This window comes from Microbacterium koreense (assembly GCF_042677105.1).
Classification (GTDB): Bacteria; Actinomycetota; Actinomycetes; order Actinomycetales; family Microbacteriaceae; genus Microbacterium; species Microbacterium koreense.
This window is the reverse complement of the sequence record NZ_JBHTIM010000001.1, coordinates 2,855,862-2,871,351: the sequence shown is the minus strand read 5'-3', so window position 1 is coordinate 2,871,351 and position 15,490 is coordinate 2,855,862. Positions and strand designations below refer to the sequence as shown.

General features: G+C 68.8%; 18 protein-coding genes. 15 read left to right on the top strand and 3 right to left on the bottom strand.

Features of this window, described 5'->3' with window-relative positions; genetic code table 11:
- Window positions 1-58: 58 nt before the first annotated feature.
- Both truA and ACFQZV_RS13400 read left to right on the top strand, forming a co-directional pair.
- The gene (gene truA / locus ACFQZV_RS13405) at window positions 59-892 is read left to right on the top strand and encodes a tRNA pseudouridine(38-40) synthase TruA (protein WP_378752316.1); all 834 of its coding nucleotides are present in this window, start codon (window positions 59-61) and stop codon (window positions 890-892) included.
- Between the two features lie 106 nt (window positions 893-998).
- Entirely contained in the window at window positions 999-1,706 is a 708-nt protein-coding gene (locus ACFQZV_RS13400; protein WP_378752318.1) for an endonuclease/exonuclease/phosphatase family protein, read from the top strand.
- Here the strand turns inward: ACFQZV_RS13400 and ACFQZV_RS13395 are convergent.
- On the bottom strand, window positions 1,698-2,540 hold the full coding sequence (locus ACFQZV_RS13395; RefSeq protein WP_378752320.1) for a hypothetical protein: 843 nt from the start codon (window positions 2,538-2,540) through the stop codon (window positions 1,698-1,700). The genes ACFQZV_RS13400 and ACFQZV_RS13395 overlap by 9 nt on opposite strands.
- Window positions 2,541-2,767: 227 nt before the next feature.
- On the opposite strand from ACFQZV_RS13395, the gene rplM reads away from it, so the two are divergent.
- From rplM to glmM, 3 genes are read left to right on the top strand one after another with little or no spacing between them, the layout of a single operon-like run.
- Window positions 2,768-3,214, top strand: coding sequence for a 50S ribosomal protein L13 (rplM, locus tag ACFQZV_RS13390; RefSeq protein WP_378752322.1), 447 nt, complete (start codon window positions 2,768-2,770; stop codon window positions 3,212-3,214).
- Window positions 3,215-3,240: 26 nt separating this feature from the next.
- Window positions 3,241-3,714, top strand: a complete 474-nt coding sequence (gene rpsI / locus ACFQZV_RS13385; protein WP_378752324.1) for a 30S ribosomal protein S9 — start codon at window positions 3,241-3,243, stop codon at window positions 3,712-3,714.
- Window positions 3,715-3,729: 15 nt separating this feature from the next.
- Complete coding sequence (gene glmM / locus ACFQZV_RS13380; RefSeq protein WP_378752326.1) at window positions 3,730-5,088, top strand: phosphoglucosamine mutase; 1,359 nt, start codon at window positions 3,730-3,732, stop codon at window positions 5,086-5,088.
- Between the two features lie 21 nt (window positions 5,089-5,109).
- Here glmM and ACFQZV_RS13375 read toward each other — a convergent pair whose 3' ends face one another.
- Complete coding sequence (locus ACFQZV_RS13375; protein WP_378752328.1) at window positions 5,110-6,054, bottom strand: Ppx/GppA phosphatase family protein; 945 nt, start codon at window positions 6,052-6,054, stop codon at window positions 5,110-5,112.
- A gap of 39 nt (window positions 6,055-6,093) precedes the next feature.
- Here ACFQZV_RS13375 and coaA point away from each other — a divergent pair, with 39 nt between their 5' ends.
- From coaA to ACFQZV_RS13330, 9 genes are read left to right on the top strand one after another with little or no spacing between them, the layout of a single operon-like run.
- Window positions 6,094-7,056, top strand: a complete 963-nt coding sequence (coaA, locus tag ACFQZV_RS13370; RefSeq protein ID WP_378752330.1) for a type I pantothenate kinase — start codon at window positions 6,094-6,096, stop codon at window positions 7,054-7,056.
- A 48-nt stretch (window positions 7,057-7,104) separates the two neighbouring features.
- Window positions 7,105-8,958, top strand: a complete 1,854-nt coding sequence (gene glmS / locus ACFQZV_RS13365; protein ID WP_378752332.1) for a glutamine--fructose-6-phosphate transaminase (isomerizing) — start codon at window positions 7,105-7,107, stop codon at window positions 8,956-8,958.
- 21 nt (window positions 8,959-8,979) lie between these two features.
- Entirely contained in the window at window positions 8,980-9,336 is a 357-nt protein-coding gene (locus tag ACFQZV_RS13360; protein ID WP_378752334.1) for a holo-ACP synthase, read from the top strand.
- Window positions 9,333-10,442: an alanine racemase gene (alr, locus tag ACFQZV_RS13355; RefSeq protein ID WP_378752336.1), complete on the top strand. Its 1,110-nt coding sequence runs from the start codon at window positions 9,333-9,335 to the stop codon at window positions 10,440-10,442. Before ACFQZV_RS13360 ends, alr begins: the two co-directional genes overlap by 4 nt.
- Window positions 10,439-10,912, top strand: coding sequence for a tRNA (adenosine(37)-N6)-threonylcarbamoyltransferase complex ATPase subunit type 1 TsaE (gene tsaE, locus ACFQZV_RS13350; protein ID WP_378752338.1), 474 nt, complete (start codon window positions 10,439-10,441; stop codon window positions 10,910-10,912). The genes alr and tsaE overlap by 4 nt, the downstream gene beginning before the upstream one ends.
- A 50-nt stretch (window positions 10,913-10,962) precedes the next feature.
- Window positions 10,963-11,631: a tRNA (adenosine(37)-N6)-threonylcarbamoyltransferase complex dimerization subunit type 1 TsaB gene (gene tsaB / locus ACFQZV_RS13345; protein ID WP_378752340.1), complete on the top strand. Its 669-nt coding sequence runs from the start codon at window positions 10,963-10,965 to the stop codon at window positions 11,629-11,631.
- On the top strand, window positions 11,628-12,122 hold the full coding sequence (gene rimI, locus ACFQZV_RS13340; RefSeq protein WP_378752342.1) for a ribosomal protein S18-alanine N-acetyltransferase: 495 nt from the start codon (window positions 11,628-11,630) through the stop codon (window positions 12,120-12,122). The genes tsaB and rimI overlap by 4 nt, the downstream gene beginning before the upstream one ends.
- Window positions 12,074-13,183 carry a tRNA (adenosine(37)-N6)-threonylcarbamoyltransferase complex transferase subunit TsaD gene (gene tsaD / locus ACFQZV_RS13335; protein ID WP_378752344.1) on the top strand — a complete coding sequence of 370 codons (1,110 nt, stop codon included), beginning with the start codon at window positions 12,074-12,076 and terminating at the stop codon, window positions 13,181-13,183. Before rimI ends, tsaD begins: the two co-directional genes overlap by 49 nt.
- Window positions 13,180-13,668: a DUF4190 domain-containing protein gene (locus ACFQZV_RS13330; protein WP_378752346.1), complete on the top strand. Its 489-nt coding sequence runs from the start codon at window positions 13,180-13,182 to the stop codon at window positions 13,666-13,668. The genes tsaD and ACFQZV_RS13330 overlap by 4 nt, the downstream gene beginning before the upstream one ends.
- Before the next feature lie 16 nt (window positions 13,669-13,684).
- On the opposite strand, the gene ACFQZV_RS13325 is transcribed toward ACFQZV_RS13330, so the two are convergent.
- A complete protein-coding gene (locus tag ACFQZV_RS13325) occupies window positions 13,685-14,872 on the bottom strand; it encodes a THUMP-like domain-containing protein (RefSeq protein ID WP_378752348.1) in 1,188 nt (395 codons plus the stop codon).
- A 149-nt stretch (window positions 14,873-15,021) separates the two neighbouring features.
- Here ACFQZV_RS13325 and groES point away from each other — a divergent pair, with 149 nt between their 5' ends.
- Window positions 15,022-15,318, top strand: a complete 297-nt coding sequence (gene groES / locus ACFQZV_RS13320; RefSeq protein WP_378752350.1) for a co-chaperone GroES — start codon at window positions 15,022-15,024, stop codon at window positions 15,316-15,318.
- Window positions 15,319-15,490: the final 172 nt, after the last annotated feature.

Below are 15,490 nucleotides of genomic sequence, written 5' to 3'. Positions count from 1 at the left end.
CGGGCGTGGGGCGCCCGACCGGGAGTCGGCGGTGAGCGGGGAGAACTAGTGTGGTCACGTGCGAATCAGGCTCGACATCGCCTACGACGGCACGCATTTTCGCGGCTGGGCGACCCAACCGCAGCTACGTACGGTTCAGGGGACCCTGGAGGGAGCGCTCGCGCGCATTCTCGGCGGACAACCGCGCCTGGTCGTCGCGGGGCGCACGGACGCCGGCGTGCACGCGAGTGGACAGGTCGCTCACCTCGACCTCGATGATGCACAGCAGGGGCGCCTGGCGACCCGTCGTGGCGCCGATCCTGTGGCCGCGTTGGCCAAGCGTGTCGGCGGCGTCCTCGGCGCTTACAGCGACGTCGCCGTCTCGGCGACGGCGGTCGCTCCGGAGGGGTTCGACGCCCGGTTCTCGGCGGTGTGGCGGCGGTACCGCTACCGGATCGCCGATGCGACCTCGGGGTACGATCCGCTCGATCGGCTGAGGACGACGTCGGTTCGGCCGGCACTGGACGTGGACCGGATGGACGCGGCCGCACGCTCCCTCATCGGCCTGCACGACTTCGCCGCCTACTGCAAGCCCCGAGAGGGTGCCACCACGATCCGGACTTTGCTCGAGTTCGATTGGCGGCGCGATGACAGCGGCGTGCTCGTGGCGAACGTGAAGGCAGATGCGTTCTGCCACAGCATGGTCCGCGCGCTCGTCGGGGCGTGCGTTGCGGTGGGTGAGGGGCGGCTCGACATCGACGATCTCGCGGACATCCGCGACCTGGGCGATCGGGTGCCCGAGGTGAAGGTGCTCGCGGCGCGAGGGCTGACGCTCACCGCCGTGGGATACCCGGCCGACGACCAGCTCGCCGCGCGCGCCGAGCGGACCCGCGCACGCCGAGACGACGAGTGACCGGCCCACGGCCACCTCTGCGCGTGCTCGGAGAACGCTGAGCGTTGCCGAGGCGTCACCCGTCCGACACCTCTCCGCCCGAGCGCGGGTCGTAGTGTGGGGCGATATGAGGGTGATCTCGTACAACCTGCGAAAGCACCGTGCCGCCGGCGAGCTCGTCGGTCTCGTCGAACAGCACGGGGCGGACGTGCTGTGTCTGCAAGAGGCCGATACGACCGACATCCCCGCCACCATCGCGGGATTGCGGTTGGCCGATGCGACCTCGCGCAATCGCCTCGGCTTGGCCGTCTATTACCGCGAGAACACGTACCGCGCGCTGGGTGTCCGATCCATCGCCCTCAAGAAGTCCCTGCACGATCGGGTCCTGAAGCCCGCGGAGGAGCGCATGCTCGGCGTCCGGCTCCACGACATCGACCACGGTCAGGACGTCATCGTCGCCTCCTTCCACGCAGCACCGCTCACCGCGCTCAACTCATTGCGCCGACATCAGATCCGCGCAGCCCTCGATGAACTGGCCGAGCTGGGCGACGGGCTTCCGACGCTGATGGTCGGTGACTACAACTATCCCGTCTTCAAGGAGGCACTCGGTCAGATCGTGCGCTCCCACGGGTACGAACTCACCCTGAGCGACTCGCGCACCTACACGCGGTACCGGTTCTTCCGCGGTCACTACGACTTCGCCACCTCGGTGGGATTCGATATCGACCGGGTGCAGACCCTGCCGCAGGGTCTGAGCGACCACCTGCCCATCCTCGTGACCGCGCACATCTCCGCTCCGTCGGTCGTCGGAACGGCCGACGCGCAGTCAGCGTAGGCGCGGGTCAGGGTCGGAGCGGTGCTCGATGCCCTGCGCGACCCAGAAGACGAGGAAGAGCGAAAGCGCGGCCGCTTCGATCACGAGGATCGCGGGGAAGGTCGTCGAGCTTCCGACGGCCAACACCGCGACATAGGCGACCAGCACCGTCGCGAGCAGTATGGCGACCGCGACGTAGACGGAACGGTAGGGCTGAGTCGGCGCACGGGTGTGCGCGGGGAAGGCGGCCCGCACGGCGGTTGCCGCGAACAGCGCGAAGAACAGCGTGGTCGCCACGGCGTGACCCTGTGCGAGGAAGGCTTCTCGCGCCAGCATCCAGGTGAGTGCGACGGCAACCATTACCGCCGCGGTCATGGCCAGGGACAGCCACACTTCACCGCTGCGCACGCCGGCGCGGACACACACCACCGCCGCGACGGCGACGACGAGTCCGCCCAGGACGAGATATGTCGCGACGCCGGTCGCAGCATCCGGAATGAACTCGCGTGGGAAACACCGTTCCGTGCATGCGGCGGCGATGCCCGGCACCGTCCCGGGAACGACAGTGGTCGGGACGACGGCGATGAGCGGAGCGAACACCGCCGCGGCATCGAGCAGGACGCGGTCGGGCCCCCGGCCCGAGAGCGCCACGAGCGCGAGGGTGGTGGCGATCAGCGCGCCGACGAACACGTCACGCGCAGACGTGAAGTAGTAGTCGCTGAGCGACGGCAGCCAGCCGACGTCCGCCGCCGCGACGGCGACACCCGTGAAGATCGCGAGGACGTCCCCGACGAGCCCCAGTCTGAGATATCGATAGGTGCGCTCGAGCGACGTGGACATGGCGGCGCTCGACATGGGCGGACGTTATCGCCGGGTGGAGACGCTGTCAATCATCGACACGCCCTCCGGTTTGAGCGAACGTCGCCGATGCCGTAGAGTATCTCTTTGGTGTGTGGCTCAGCTGACCCACCACCACGAACGTGAGCCCTCCACTGGCGCTGTTCCCTGTTCCTCGAGCGGGTGAACCACCCCGGAGTGGGATTCACGAACCTCTCCGTTCGATTCAAGAAAGCAGCACTACTGTGACGCGCACATTCACCCCCAAGGCCTCCGAGGTCCAGCGCGCGTGGCTCGTGATCGATGCCACCGACGTCGTCCTCGGCCGCCTCGCCTCGCACGCTGCCGCACTCCTGCGCGGCAAGCACAAGGCGACCTTCGCCAACCACATCGACGCCGGTGACTTCGTCATCATCGTCAACGCCGACAAGGTCGCCCTGACCGGCAACAAGCTCGAGCAGAAGAAGGCCTACCGTCACTCCGGTTACCCGGGCGGTCTCACGGCCGTCAGCTACTCCGAACTGCTCGAGAAGAACCCGGTCCGCGCCGTCGAGAAGGCGGTCCGTGGCATGTTGCCCAAGAACAGCCTCGGCCGCCAGCAGCTGTCGAAGCTGAAGGTGTACACGGGTGCCGAGCACCCGCACGCCGCACAGCAGCCCAAGACGTACACCCTCGACCAGGTCGCCCAGTAAGCGCCGCACACGCAAAGGACACACTCGTGGCGAACATCGAAGAATCCACCAACTACTCCACCGCGACGCCCGTCGACGAGACGGCCGAGACCGTCGAGCGCCCCGTGCTCTCGGTTCCCGGCGCAGCTGTCGGCCGCCGCAAGCAGGCCATCGCCCGCGTGCGTCTGGTCCCCGGCACCGGCACGATCACGGTCAACGGTCGCGAGTTCGAGGACTACTTCCCGAACAAGCTCCACCAGCAGCTGATCACCGACCCGTTCACGGTCCTCAACCTCACCGGTGCATACGACGTCATCGTCCGCATCTCGGGTGGAGGCCCCTCGGGCCAGGCCGGCGCGCTGCGCCTGGGCATCGCCCGCGCCCTCAACCAGATCGACGCCGAGAACAACCGCCCGACGCTCAAGAAGGCCGGCTTCCTCTCGCGTGACGCCCGCGTCATCGAGCGCAAGAAGGCGGGTCTGAAGAAGGCTCGCAAGGCTCCTCAGTACTCGAAGCGCTAAGCGCGCGAGGTTCCGATGCCTTTATTCGGCACGGACGGCGTGCGGGGACTGGCCAACGGGCCGGTCCTCACCGCCGACCTCGCACTTTCCCTGGCCCAGGCGACGGCTGTCGTCCTGGGCCAGGGACGTTCCGCGGAGGCTCGCCGGGCGGCGGGCCGCCGGCTCACGGCGGTCGTCGCGCGCGACCCGCGTGTCTCCGGACACTTCCTCTCCGCCGCTGTCGAAGCGGGCCTGGCTTCCTCCGGCGTCGACGTCCTCGACGCGGGGGTCCTGCCGACTCCCGCAGCGGCGTTCCTCGTCGCCGACCGTGACGCCGATTTCGGGGTGATGATCTCGGCCTCGCACAACCCCGCGGCCGACAACGGCATCAAGATCTTCGCGCGGGGCGGGGTCAAACTCCCCGACGTCGTCGAAGCCCGAATCGAAGCGGCCATCGAAGCGCCCAAGCTGCAGCCCACCGGTGCCGCAGTCGGCCGTATCAGTCGATTCGCGGATGCCGAGGACCGGTACGTCGTCCATCTGCTCGGTTCGCTCCCACACTCCCTCGATGGAATCCACGTGGTGCTCGACTGCGCCCACGGCGCAGCTGCCGGGGTGTCGCCGGAGACCTTCCGTGATGCCGGTGCCCGGGTCACGGTGATCGGAGCCGATCCCGACGGCCTCAACATCAACGACGGCGTCGGCTCGACCCACCTCGGCCAGCTCGCCGAGGCCGTCATCGCGCACGGCGCCGACGTGGGGATCGCCCATGACGGCGATGCCGACCGGTGCCTCGCCGTCGATGCGACCGGGCAGGTCGTCGACGGCGACCAGATCATGGCGATCCTGGCGATCGCGCTCAAAGAGCGCGGCGCGCTCGCCGACGACACGCTCGTCGCGACCGTGATGAGCAACCTGGGCCTTCACCGCGCCATGGCCGACCACGGCATCCGGGTCGAACAGACCGGCGTCGGTGACCGCTACGTCCTCGAGCGCATGAACGAAGGCGGGTTCTCGCTCGGCGGCGAGCAGTCCGGCCATGTCATCATGAGCGAGTTCGCCACCACGGGCGACGGGTTGCTCACCGGTCTGCACCTCGTGAGCGAGATGGCCAGACAGAAGAAGTCGCTCGCCGAACTGGCGTCCGTGATGACCGTCTACCCGCAGGTGCTCGTCAATGTCAAAGACGTCGACCGGACGCGCGTGGCCGATCCTGGGCTCTCCGAGGCGGTGCTCGCCGCCGAAGCAGAGTTGGGGTCTTCGGGGCGTGTGCTCCTGCGGGCATCGGGGACGGAACCGCTCGTGCGGGTCATGGTCGAGGCGGCCGACGTCGACGTGGCCCAGCAGATTGCCGACCGCCTGGCCGCGGTCGTGAGCGAGCGGCTCGCGCTCTAGCCGAATCGTCCAGGCTGCCGTTCAGGCGCCGGGGGCGCTCCACGACAGCGACTCGATGTAGCGAAGAAGCACGCCCTCGCGCAGCGCCCACGGCGAGACCTCGAGTTCTTCGACATCGAAAGCCTTCATGGCCTGATGGACGACGACCGCCGCGGCGACGATCTGGAACGTGCGGTCGGCGGTGATGCCCGGCAATTCCTGGCGTGAATCGGCGCGCAGGCGGGCGAGGCGGGGGATCCAGCTCTTGAGCGCCGCGCGCGGGAGGACCATGCGTTCGATGCCGGACCAGCCGGGCATGGGATAGCCGGCGAGGCGGGCAAGGGACCGGATGGCCTTCGACGATCCGACCACGTGATCGGGGCGAGGCAGGCTCGCGAACGCGTCGGCGACGGGCGTGACGGTCGCCCGCGCATGGGCACGTAGGCGCTCGATCGCCTCATCTCCCGGCGGATCGTCGGGGAGGAACTGCACGGTCATGCGCCCGGCACCCAGCGGGACCGAGGATGCCGCATCCGGCAACTCATCTCCGCCGGCGGCGATCTCGAGCGAGCCGCCGCCGATGTCGAAGAGCAAGATCTGGCCGGCGGACCATCCGAACCACCGGCGGACGGCGAGGAACGTGAAGCGTGCCTCGGTTTCGCCACCGAGCACTTGGAGCGGCTGTCCGAGTGCCGCCTCGATGCGGGCGATGACCTCGGCGCCGTTGGTTGCTTCGCGCACCGCCGAGGTCGCCGTGGCGAGGAGTTCGTCGACCCGTTCGGCAGCGGCGACATCGCGTGCCTGGGCAACCGCCGACTCAAGGGCCTGCACCCCGTCCTCGGTGATCGCCCCGTCGGGCGTGAGGTAGCGCATGAGGCGCAACACCGTGCGAGTGCTCGTCGTCGCCAAGGGTCTTCCGCCCGGCCGCACGTCCGCGACGAGCAGGTGGACGGTGTTGGATCCGATATCGAGGACTCCCAGGCGCACGTCACCACAGTAGCGATTCCATCTGCGGCAACGGATACGATGGCCCGGATGTCTGTCGACGACGCCGTGCCCACGACCCTCGCCGATTCGCTGTACAGCGAGATCGACCGCGCGGAGTGGTCGCGGCTGTCCGCTGGGATCGCGCAGCCCCTGACCGAGACCGAGATCGTCCAGCTGCGAGGCATCGGCGACCGCCTGGACATGGCCGAGGTCGCACAGGTCTATGTCCCGCTCTCCCGGTTGCTGTCGCTCTATGCGGAGGCGACGAAGCGGCTGGGAGCCGAGACCTCTGAGTTCCTCGGGGAGTCGGACGGGACGACGCCGTTCATCGTCGGCGTCGCAGGATCGGTCGCCGTCGGCAAGTCCACGATCGCGCGTCTGTTGCGCGAGCTCATGAGCAGGTGGCCGGGAACTCCGCGGGTCGAGCTCGTCACGACCGATGGCTTCCTCTACCCGAACGCCGAGTTGGAGCGTCGTGGGCTCATGGATCGCAAAGGCTTTCCCGAGTCGTACGACCGGCGGGCGCTCGTGGAGTTCCTCACCGAGGTCAAGAGCGGCGCCCCCGAGGCGCGTGCGCCCTTCTATTCGCACATCCGATATGACATCGTGCCGGACGCGCACGTCACCGTGCGCCGCCCCGACGTGGTCATCGTCGAAGGACTGAACGTGCTGCAACCTCCCCCGGCCCCGAACGACGTCGCGGTGAGTGATCTGTTCGACTTCTCGATCTACGTCGATGCCGAGTCGGAGCAGATCACCCAGTGGTACGTCGACCGGTTCCTCGCGCTGCGGCACGCGGCGTTCAGCAACCCCTCCTCGTTCTTCAACGTCTTCGCCGACCTCACCGACGACGAAGCGGTCCAGAAGGCCCTGGGGTTCTGGAACGAGATCAACCTGCCCAACCTCGAGGCCAACGTCCTGCCGACGAAGCATCGTGCGAAGCTGATCCTCGAGAAGGGTGCGGACCACAAGGTCGAGAGGGTCTTGCTGCGAAAGCTCTGACCGTTTCGTTCAGGCGCCTCGCATATGCCTCCTCGTACCATTGACCCCATGTGCGGAATCGTCGGATATGTGGGTCCTCGCGACAGCGAGGGCATTCTCATCGCCGGGTTGGCGCGCCTGGAATACCGGGGCTACGACTCCGCAGGGATCGCGGTCATCGACGGCGCCGGCTCGGTTGCCATGCGCAAGCGCGCCGGCAAGCTGAGTGTGCTGCGCGACGACCTCGCCGCCCACGCGCTGCCGGGCGGCACGACCGGTATCGGGCACACCCGGTGGGCGACCCACGGGGGCCCGACCGATGCGAACGCACACCCGCACCTCGCCGACGATGACCGCCTCGCCGTCATCCACAACGGCATCATCGAGAACTTCGCCGAGTTGAAGGTCGAGCTGGTCAGCGAGGGTTACGACTTCCTCAGCGAGACCGACACCGAGGTCGCAGCCGTCCTGCTCGGGCGCGAGTACCGTGCCAACGGCGGCGATCTCGTCGAAGCGTTCCGCTCGACCGCCTCCCGTCTGGACGGCGCTTTCACCCTGTTGGCGATGCACGAGGAGCATCCCGGACTCGTCGTGGGCGCCCGCCGCAACTCGCCGCTGGTCATCGGCCTCGGTGAGGGCGAGAACTTCCTCGGTTCCGACGTCGCCGCCTTCGTGGAGCACACCCGCAAGGCCCTCGCGATCGGTCAGGACGAGATCGTCGCCATCACCCCTGCAGGTGTCGAGGTCACCGACTTCGACGGTGCCGCCGTCGACGTCGAGCCTTTCGAGGTCTTGTGGGATGCCGCGGCCGCCGACAAGGGCGGTTGGTCGTCGTTCATGGCGAAAGAAGTCTCGGAGGAACCCGAAGCCGTCGCCAACACCATCCGCGGGCGCGTGCGCGACGGTCAGGTCGTCGTCCCCGAACTCGACGGCATGGACGCCCTCTTCGCGGACATCTCGCGCATCATCGTGATCGCGTGCGGCACCGCCGCCTATGCGGGCGCGGTCGGCAAGTACGCGCTCGAACAGTGGACGCGCATCCCCGTCGACGTCGAGCTCGCCCACGAGTTCCGATACCGCGATCCGGTGATCGGCCCCGACACGCTCGTCGTGTCGATCTCGCAGTCCGGCGAGACGATGGACACCCTGATGGCGGTCAAGTACGCCCGCGAGCGCGGCGCCCGGACGCTGTCGATCTGCAACACGCAGGGGGCGACGATCCCGCGGGAATCCGACGCGATCGTCTACACCCACGCCGGACCAGAAGTCGCCGTCGCCTCGACGAAGGCCTTCGTCGCCCAGATCACCGCGCTCTACCTGCTCGCGTTGCACGTCGCCCGGGTGCGCGGCACGGTCTCGTCCGCCGAGGGCGAGCAGCATGTGCGCGAGCTCGAAGCCGTACCCGAGAAGATCTCGCAGATCCTCGATCGCGAACAGGCGCGGATCGAGGAGTTCGCGGGATGGATGGCCGACACGCGCTCGGTGCTGTTCCTCGGGCGGCACGTCGGCTATCCGATCGCGCTCGAGGGTGCCCTCAAGCTCAAGGAGATCTCCTACATCCACGCCGAGGGGTTCGCCGCCGGTGAGCTCAAGCACGGTCCGATCGCGTTGATCGAGCCCGGGCAGCCCGTGTTCGTCATCGTGCCGTCACCGCGTGAGTCCGCGCTCATCCACTCGAAGGTCGTCTCGAACATCCAGGAGATCCGCGCCCGCGGCGCCCGCGTGATCGCGATCGCCGAAGAGGGGGATGCCGCCGTGCTCCCGTTCGCCGACGAGGTCCTGCGCATCCCGCTGGCAGGGCCACTCATGGAACCGCTCCTCGCGGTCGTGCCCCTGCACATCTTCGCGATGGGGCTGGCCACGGCGAAGGGCCTCGATGTCGACCAGCCGCGCAATCTCGCAAAATCCGTCACGGTCGAGTAAGACCGTCGTGGGGAATCAGGCATGATCGTGGGCGTCGGTGTCGACCTGGTCGAGATCACGCGGTTCGAACGTTCGCTGACGCGCACGCCGCGGCTGGTGACACGACTGTTCGCTCCGGCGGAGCGCCCCCTCGCCGCCCGCTCGCTCGCCGCGCGATTCGCCGCGAAAGAGGCGCTGATCAAGGCACTCGGAGGGTCTGACAACGTCCATTGGACCGAGATCGAGATCGTGCCCGAGCCGTCGGGCAGACCGCGTTTCGCGCTGAGTGGGACCACTGCCGCAGAGATCGAGCGGCGCGGGATCACCGCATTGCATGTGTCGATGTCGCACGACGGAGGCCTGGCGACGGCGTATGTGATCGCCGAGGCGGAGTCGTGACCGGCCACCCTCGTGCGGCACTCGTCGACCTCGACGCGATCCGCGCGAACATACGTCACTTCTTGCGGCTCACCGGTGGTGACGTGATGGCAGTCGTGAAGGCCGACGGCTATGGCCACGGTGCGGAGCGGTCCGCGCGAGCCGCTCTCGACGGCGGGGCCACACGGCTGGGTGTCGCGGAGATCCCCGAGGCGCTTTCCCTGCGCCGCGCCGGCATCACCGCACCGATCCTCGCGTGGCTCCATCCTGCCGGAGTCGACTTCCGCGAGGCGGCGCAGGCCGGCATCGAGCTGGGCATCTCGTCGTTCGATCAGCTCGTCGCCGCGGCGGCCGCCGCGGGAGATCGTCCGACGCGCGTGCACCTCAAGCTCGAGACGGGGCTCTCTCGCAACGGGATCGCCCCCGCGGACTACGGCATCGTCTTCGCCGAGGCTGCGCGACTGGAGCGTATCGGGCGACTGAACGTCACCGGCATCTTCAGCCACCTCTCCAATACGACACCCGATGACGATCGCGCGGCGTTGCGGTCCTTCCTCGACGGGGCGAGCGGCGCCGAGACGCAGGGGCTTCGTCCGCCGCTGCGCCACCTCGCCGCGACCCACGCCGCCATCGCGTTGCCCGAGGCGCGTCTCGGGTGCGTCCGCATCGGTATCGGCATGTACGGACTGTCACCGTTCGCGGACCGTTCGTCGGCGGAACTCGGTCTTCGCCCGGCCATGACCGTCACAGGACGGATCGCAGCCGTGCGCCGCGTGCCGGCGGGGACAGGTGTCTCGTACGGCTACACCCATCGCACCGATCGTGAGACGACGCTCGCCCTCGTGCCACTCGGCTACGCGGACGGTGTGCCCCGCCAGGCCTCCGGCCGCGGTCCCGTCCGCATCGGTGGGCGTGACTTCCGTGTGGCGGGCCGCATCGCGATGGACCAATTCGTCGTCGACGTCGGCGACCACCCCGTAGCCGTGGGCGATGAGGCGGTGCTGTTCGGTGACCCCACGCTCGGACACCCGGCCGCGGACGCCTGGGCGGATGCCGCCGACACGATCAACTACGAGATTGTCACTCGCATCGGCCCACGGGTGCCACGGTCGGACGTTTCGTCATGAGTGGGCTGGAAGTCCTCGTCGGTACACATGTGGTGGCGACGCCGTCGGACATGGAGTCCCTCGGCCGCCAGATGGGTCGCCTGGTGAGGCGTGGGGACCTCGTCGTGCTGACAGGCCCCCTCGGCGCGGGCAAGACGACCCTCACGCGCGGGATCGGGGAGGGGCTCGGCATCCGCGGACCGGTGCAGAGCCCCACGTTCGTCCTCGCGCGCACCCATCCGTCGCTCGTCGGGGGAGCCCCTCTCGTGCACATCGACGCGTATCGGCTGGGGTCCGGCGCCGAACTCGACGACCTCGACATCGATTTCGCCCGCTCCGTCGTCGTCGCCGAATGGGCCGCAGAACACGCCGCTCTCGTCGCCGATCACTGGTGGGAGGTCGAGATCGATCGTGAGATCGCCGAACCGGCAGGTGACGAAGATCTGGATGCCGACGTGCCCCGCGCGGTGACGATCACCCGGCGACCGTAGGCGCGGTCGCGCGGGCCGCCGACGGCGGACGGGCGGATACCCTGGTGTCTGTGATCCTCGGCATCGACACCTCGCTCGGCACGAGCGTCGCCGTCGTCGAACTCGACGGTGTCGTACGTTCGGAGCGGACCAGCGCGAATCCTCTCGGGCATGCTGAGGTGATCGGAGATCTGCTCGTGGAAACGCTCGCCGACGCGACGCTCGGTCCGGTCGGCGGTGAGGGCGCGGAATCCGCCGTCGAGATCAGCCACGTCGCGGCGGGGATGGGCCCAGGCCCCTTCACGGGCCTGCGCGTGGGGATCGCCGCCGCGCGCACCTTCGCCCTCGGGCGTGACGTGCCGGTCCTTCCGGTCGTCAGCCATGACGCCGCCGCGCTCTCGGTGTACTTGGCCGATCCTTTCGTCGACGTCCCGCGCTTCGCGATCGTCACCGACGCCCGTCGCCGCGAGTTCGCCTACACGCTTTACGACGGACTCGACGACGACGGACTCCCCGTGAGGCTCACCGAGCCCGCGCTGACGCCGCGCGACGGGATAGACGACATCCTCGAGCGTCACGGCGCGACCCGGTGCGACACCGCGTCGATCTCGGCCGCGATGATCGCACTTGTCGCCGCCCGTGCACACACGGCCAGACGTGAGGCGGGGCCGTCAGAGCCGCTGTATCTGCGTGCGCCCGACGTGACCCTGTCGGCCGGACCGAAGAAGGTCGGCACATGAGCGTGCGACGAGCCGTCGTCGCCGATCTCGACGCCATCATGACGCTTGAGCGCGAGGCGTTTCCCTCGGATGCGTGGAGCACGGCGATGATGCGCGAGGAACTCTCCTCGCCCCACGGGTGGTACATCGTCGACGAAGAGGCAGGACGCCTCGTCGGCTATGCGGGTCTGCGCGTCGTCCGCGGCGCCGCCGACGCCGACGTGCAGACGATCACCGTCGCCGCCGATGCGCGGGGCCGGGGCCGCGGGCGGGCTCTGCTGCACTCGTTGTTGACGCAGGCCCACGTCGCCCGGGCTCGGGAGGTCTTCCTCGACGTCCGCGCTGACAACCCCGTGGCGCAGGATCTGTATCTCTCGGAAGGGTTCTTCGAGGTCGGGCGTCGTCCGCGCTATTACCAGCCCGATGACGTCGACGCGGTCGTGATGAAGCTCGATGTGCGTGCATGGGCGGCGCGGACGAGCACGCCCGAGGACGCGGGAGCGTGCACGTGAACACCGATCAGGCGTTGGTACTCGGAATCGAAACCAGCTGCGACGAGACCGGTATCGGGATCGTCCGCGGCCGCACGCTGTTGTCGAACACCATCGCCAGTTCGATGGAGGAGCACGCCCGCTACGGGGGCGTCGTGCCCGAAGTGGCCGCACGGGCGCACCTGGAGGCCCTCCAGCCTGCGATCGATCGTGCCCTCGCCGAGGCCGGGATCGCGCTGGCAGACCTCGACGCCGTGGCCGTGACGTCCGGCCCGGGGCTCGCCGGAGCCCTCATGGTGGGCGTCGGGGCGGCCAAAGCGTTGTCGGTGTCGCTGGAGCGCCCGCTGTATGCGGTCAACCATCTCGTCGGACACATCGCCGCAGACCTGCTCACCGGCGACGACGTGGAGTACCCGACCGTCGCGCTCCTGGTGAGCGGAGGCCATACCTCTCTTCTTCTGGTGCGTGATCTCACGACCGATGTCGAGCTACTCGGCGAGACGGTCGACGACGCGGCCGGTGAGGCGTTCGACAAGGTGGCGCGTGTCCTCGGGCTGCCCTACCCCGGTGGGCCCGAGATCGATCGGGCCGCCGAATCAGGAGATCCCACCGCCATCCGCTTCCCCCGAGGCCTTTCCCGCGCGTCCGACATGGCGGAGCATCGCTACGACTTCTCGTTCTCGGGTCTGAAGACGGCGGTGGCGCGCTGGATCGAGCGGCGGCAGGCCGAGGGGCTGGAGGTGCCCATCGCCGATGTGGCGGCGTCCTTCCGTGAAGCTGTCGTCGACGTGCTCGTGACCAAGGCGCTCGCCGCCTGCGACGATCATGGCGTCCCGCGCCTCCTGCTCGGTGGGGGCGTCATCGCGAATCGCCGGCTACGTGAGGTCGCCCTCGAACGTGCGCGGGCGGCAGAGGTCGACGTGCGGATCCCGCCATTGTCGCTGTGCACCGACAATGGCGCGATGATCGCCGCGCTGGCGGCCGATCTGATCCGATCCGGCCGCCGCCCGTCGACGCTCGCCTTCGGCGCGGACTCGACGCTGCCGGTCACCGAGATCCAGGTTGCCGAGGACGACAGATGACCGACGAACCGGATTCACGGCGTGCGCAGCGGAAAGGGGGGCAGCAACCTCCTCGCGTCGTCGAAGAGGGACCGTCCCCCGATGTGGACGTGGTCGCAGAGTCGGCGCGGATGCCGGGCGCCCATCGCGGCGGATTCCAACGGTGGCCCACCGCGCCGGTGGAGGTGACCAGCCAGTCGGCGCCGTCGGAGCCGGGCGCGGAAGACGGCCTCCGCGCAGAATGGGTGTTCTCCGACGAGCGTCCACCACGCGGGGTCGCGGGCTGGGCTCTCGCTTTCTCGATCGTCGGACTGCTGGCTTCGCTCGTGGTCGGGTGGGCGTTCCCGCTCGGACTCGTCGGCATCGTCACGGCGATCGTGGCGCTGCGTCGCCCGTTCGAGAGCCGCGGCGTCGCGGTGTGGGCGATCGCCCTCGGCGTCCTGTCCGTCCTCTACAGCGTGCTGTGGTTGGTCTGGGCGGCCTCCCGCGCGAATCTCTTCGCCTGAACCGCCGAGGGCCGGTTCAGACCCGGTCGGCGAGAATCGCGACCCTGGTGTCGGCGACTCGGGTGAGGATGAGCGTCGCCGACGCGGAGCCGCGCAACTTGAGGCGGGGGCGCAATGCGGCCGGGTCGACATCCACTCCGCGCTTCTTGATCTCGAGGCGGCCGATGTCGCGCGCGCGCAGTGCCGCGGCCAGTCGTTTCTCATCGACCGGGAGGGTCTCGCGGACCCGGAAGGTGGACACGAACGGCGAGGTCAGTGCACTGTCGGACGTGAGGTACGCGATGCGGGGATCGAGCATTCCCGCATCGAGGGTGCGTGCCACGTCCCCGATCAGTCGCGCGCGAATGACGGCACCGTCGGGCTCGTGCACGAAGGCGCCGAGAGTCCGTACGGGTTCGTCGGCCGCATCGTCGGCGGCGGAGAGTTCGTGCGCGGTCTCACCGCGCAGGACCAGCGCGGCGCGCCGCACCCCGGGGCGGGCGAGCTCCCGCGACCACTGCACGAGCTCGATCGTGGATCCGTCGGCGCTCACCCACTGTGCCTCGCCGGTCGTCGGGAGCAGATTGCGGTCCAGACCCGGTCCGAGTTTTATGCCGGTCGGCAGGCGGTCTGCGACGGCGAAGGACCAATCGAGTGACGGCGACCATTCGTGCGCTTCCGTGCGGGATGTCTCGGTGCGGCCGGTCGTGCGCCGTGCCGGGTCGAGCCAGACACCGTAGACTCCGCTGAGGTCGACGTCTTCGGCGCGCGCGTGGCGCACCGAAGTGTCCGTTCCGAAGGGCGCGAGGTTGAAGGCCGCAACGGCCGCTGTGACGTCGTCGGCGTCCACCGCGTCGACGCGCAACCCGAGACCCGCCAGCCCGAGTGCGTCGCCCCCGATCCCGCACCCCAGATCGGCGACCGTGGTGACGCCCGCCTCGCGGAAGCGCGCGGCATGCCGTACGGCGACCGACAGTCGCGTGGACTGTTCGAGGCCCGCCCGGGTGAAGAGCATCCGATCGGCCAGATCGCCGAACTTCAGCCGGGCGCGCGAGCGCAGCCGCGCCTGACCCACGACGGCTGAAACGAGTTCGGGGGAGTGACCTGCCCGACGCAATCGCGTGACGGCGTGCGCGACGTCGTCGGAGGACTCGACGGGTGCCTGCGCATCGAGGAGCCGCAGTCCTTCAGGGGTCAGAAGCGCGGTGAGTTCGGCCATCTCCACATCGTCAGCCTACGGCGACATGACTCGCCCGAGAGAAAGAGTTGGCACTCACGTTGCGTGAGTGCCAGTGCCTTGCCTAGACTTGCAATCAGCACTCTCGATACCAGAGTGCTAACGAGTCTTCAGGATCGAGAAAGAAGAGGTACACCGTGTCGGTTTCCATCAAGCCGCTCGAGGACCGCATCGTCATCCAGCAGGTCGAGGCAGAGCAGACCACGTCCAGCGGTCTGGTCATCCCTGACACCGCCAAGGAGAAGCCCCAGGAGGGCGAGGTCGTGGCCGTCGGCCCCGGCCGCATCGACGACAACGGCAACCGCGTGCCCGTCGACGTCGCCGTCGGCGACCGTGTCATCTACAGCAAGTACGGCGGCACCGAGGTCAAGTTCGGCGTCGACGAGTACCTGGTGCTCTCGGCTCGCGACGTGCTCGCGGTCGTCGTGCGCTGACCCTTCGCCACTGAGCGACCAAAACGGCTCCGGATGCCTCGGCATCCGGAGCCGTTCGTCGCGTGTGGCAGGCATCCTGCGAGCATTGTCCGTCCGCATTCATTCACGGGTGCGCCGGTGAGGCGGCGCGGATCTAGGCTGAGCAGGTGACGCGCGATCTCGACCCCGCCGC

Coding starts and splice junctions, on each gene's coding strand:
- ACFQZV_RS13400 (WP_378752318.1), top strand. CDS start 999: ATGAGGGTGATCTCGTACAACCTGCGAAAGCACCGTGCCGCCGGCGAG.
- ACFQZV_RS13395 (WP_378752320.1), bottom strand. CDS start 2,540: ATGTCGAGCGCCGCCATGTCCACGTCGCTCGAGCGCACCTATCGATAT.
- glmM (WP_378752326.1), top strand. CDS start 3,730: ATGCCTTTATTCGGCACGGACGGCGTGCGGGGACTGGCCAACGGGCCG.
- coaA (WP_378752330.1), top strand. CDS start 6,094: ATGGCCCGGATGTCTGTCGACGACGCCGTGCCCACGACCCTCGCCGAT.
- glmS (WP_378752332.1), top strand. CDS start 7,105: ATGTGCGGAATCGTCGGATATGTGGGTCCTCGCGACAGCGAGGGCATT.
- ACFQZV_RS13360 (WP_378752334.1), top strand. CDS start 8,980: ATGATCGTGGGCGTCGGTGTCGACCTGGTCGAGATCACGCGGTTCGAA.
- tsaE (WP_378752338.1), top strand. CDS start 10,439: ATGAGTGGGCTGGAAGTCCTCGTCGGTACACATGTGGTGGCGACGCCG.
- rimI (WP_378752342.1), top strand. CDS start 11,628: ATGAGCGTGCGACGAGCCGTCGTCGCCGATCTCGACGCCATCATGACG.
- tsaD (WP_378752344.1), top strand. CDS start 12,074: ATGGGCGGCGCGGACGAGCACGCCCGAGGACGCGGGAGCGTGCACGTG.
- ACFQZV_RS13330 (WP_378752346.1), top strand. CDS start 13,180: ATGACCGACGAACCGGATTCACGGCGTGCGCAGCGGAAAGGGGGGCAG.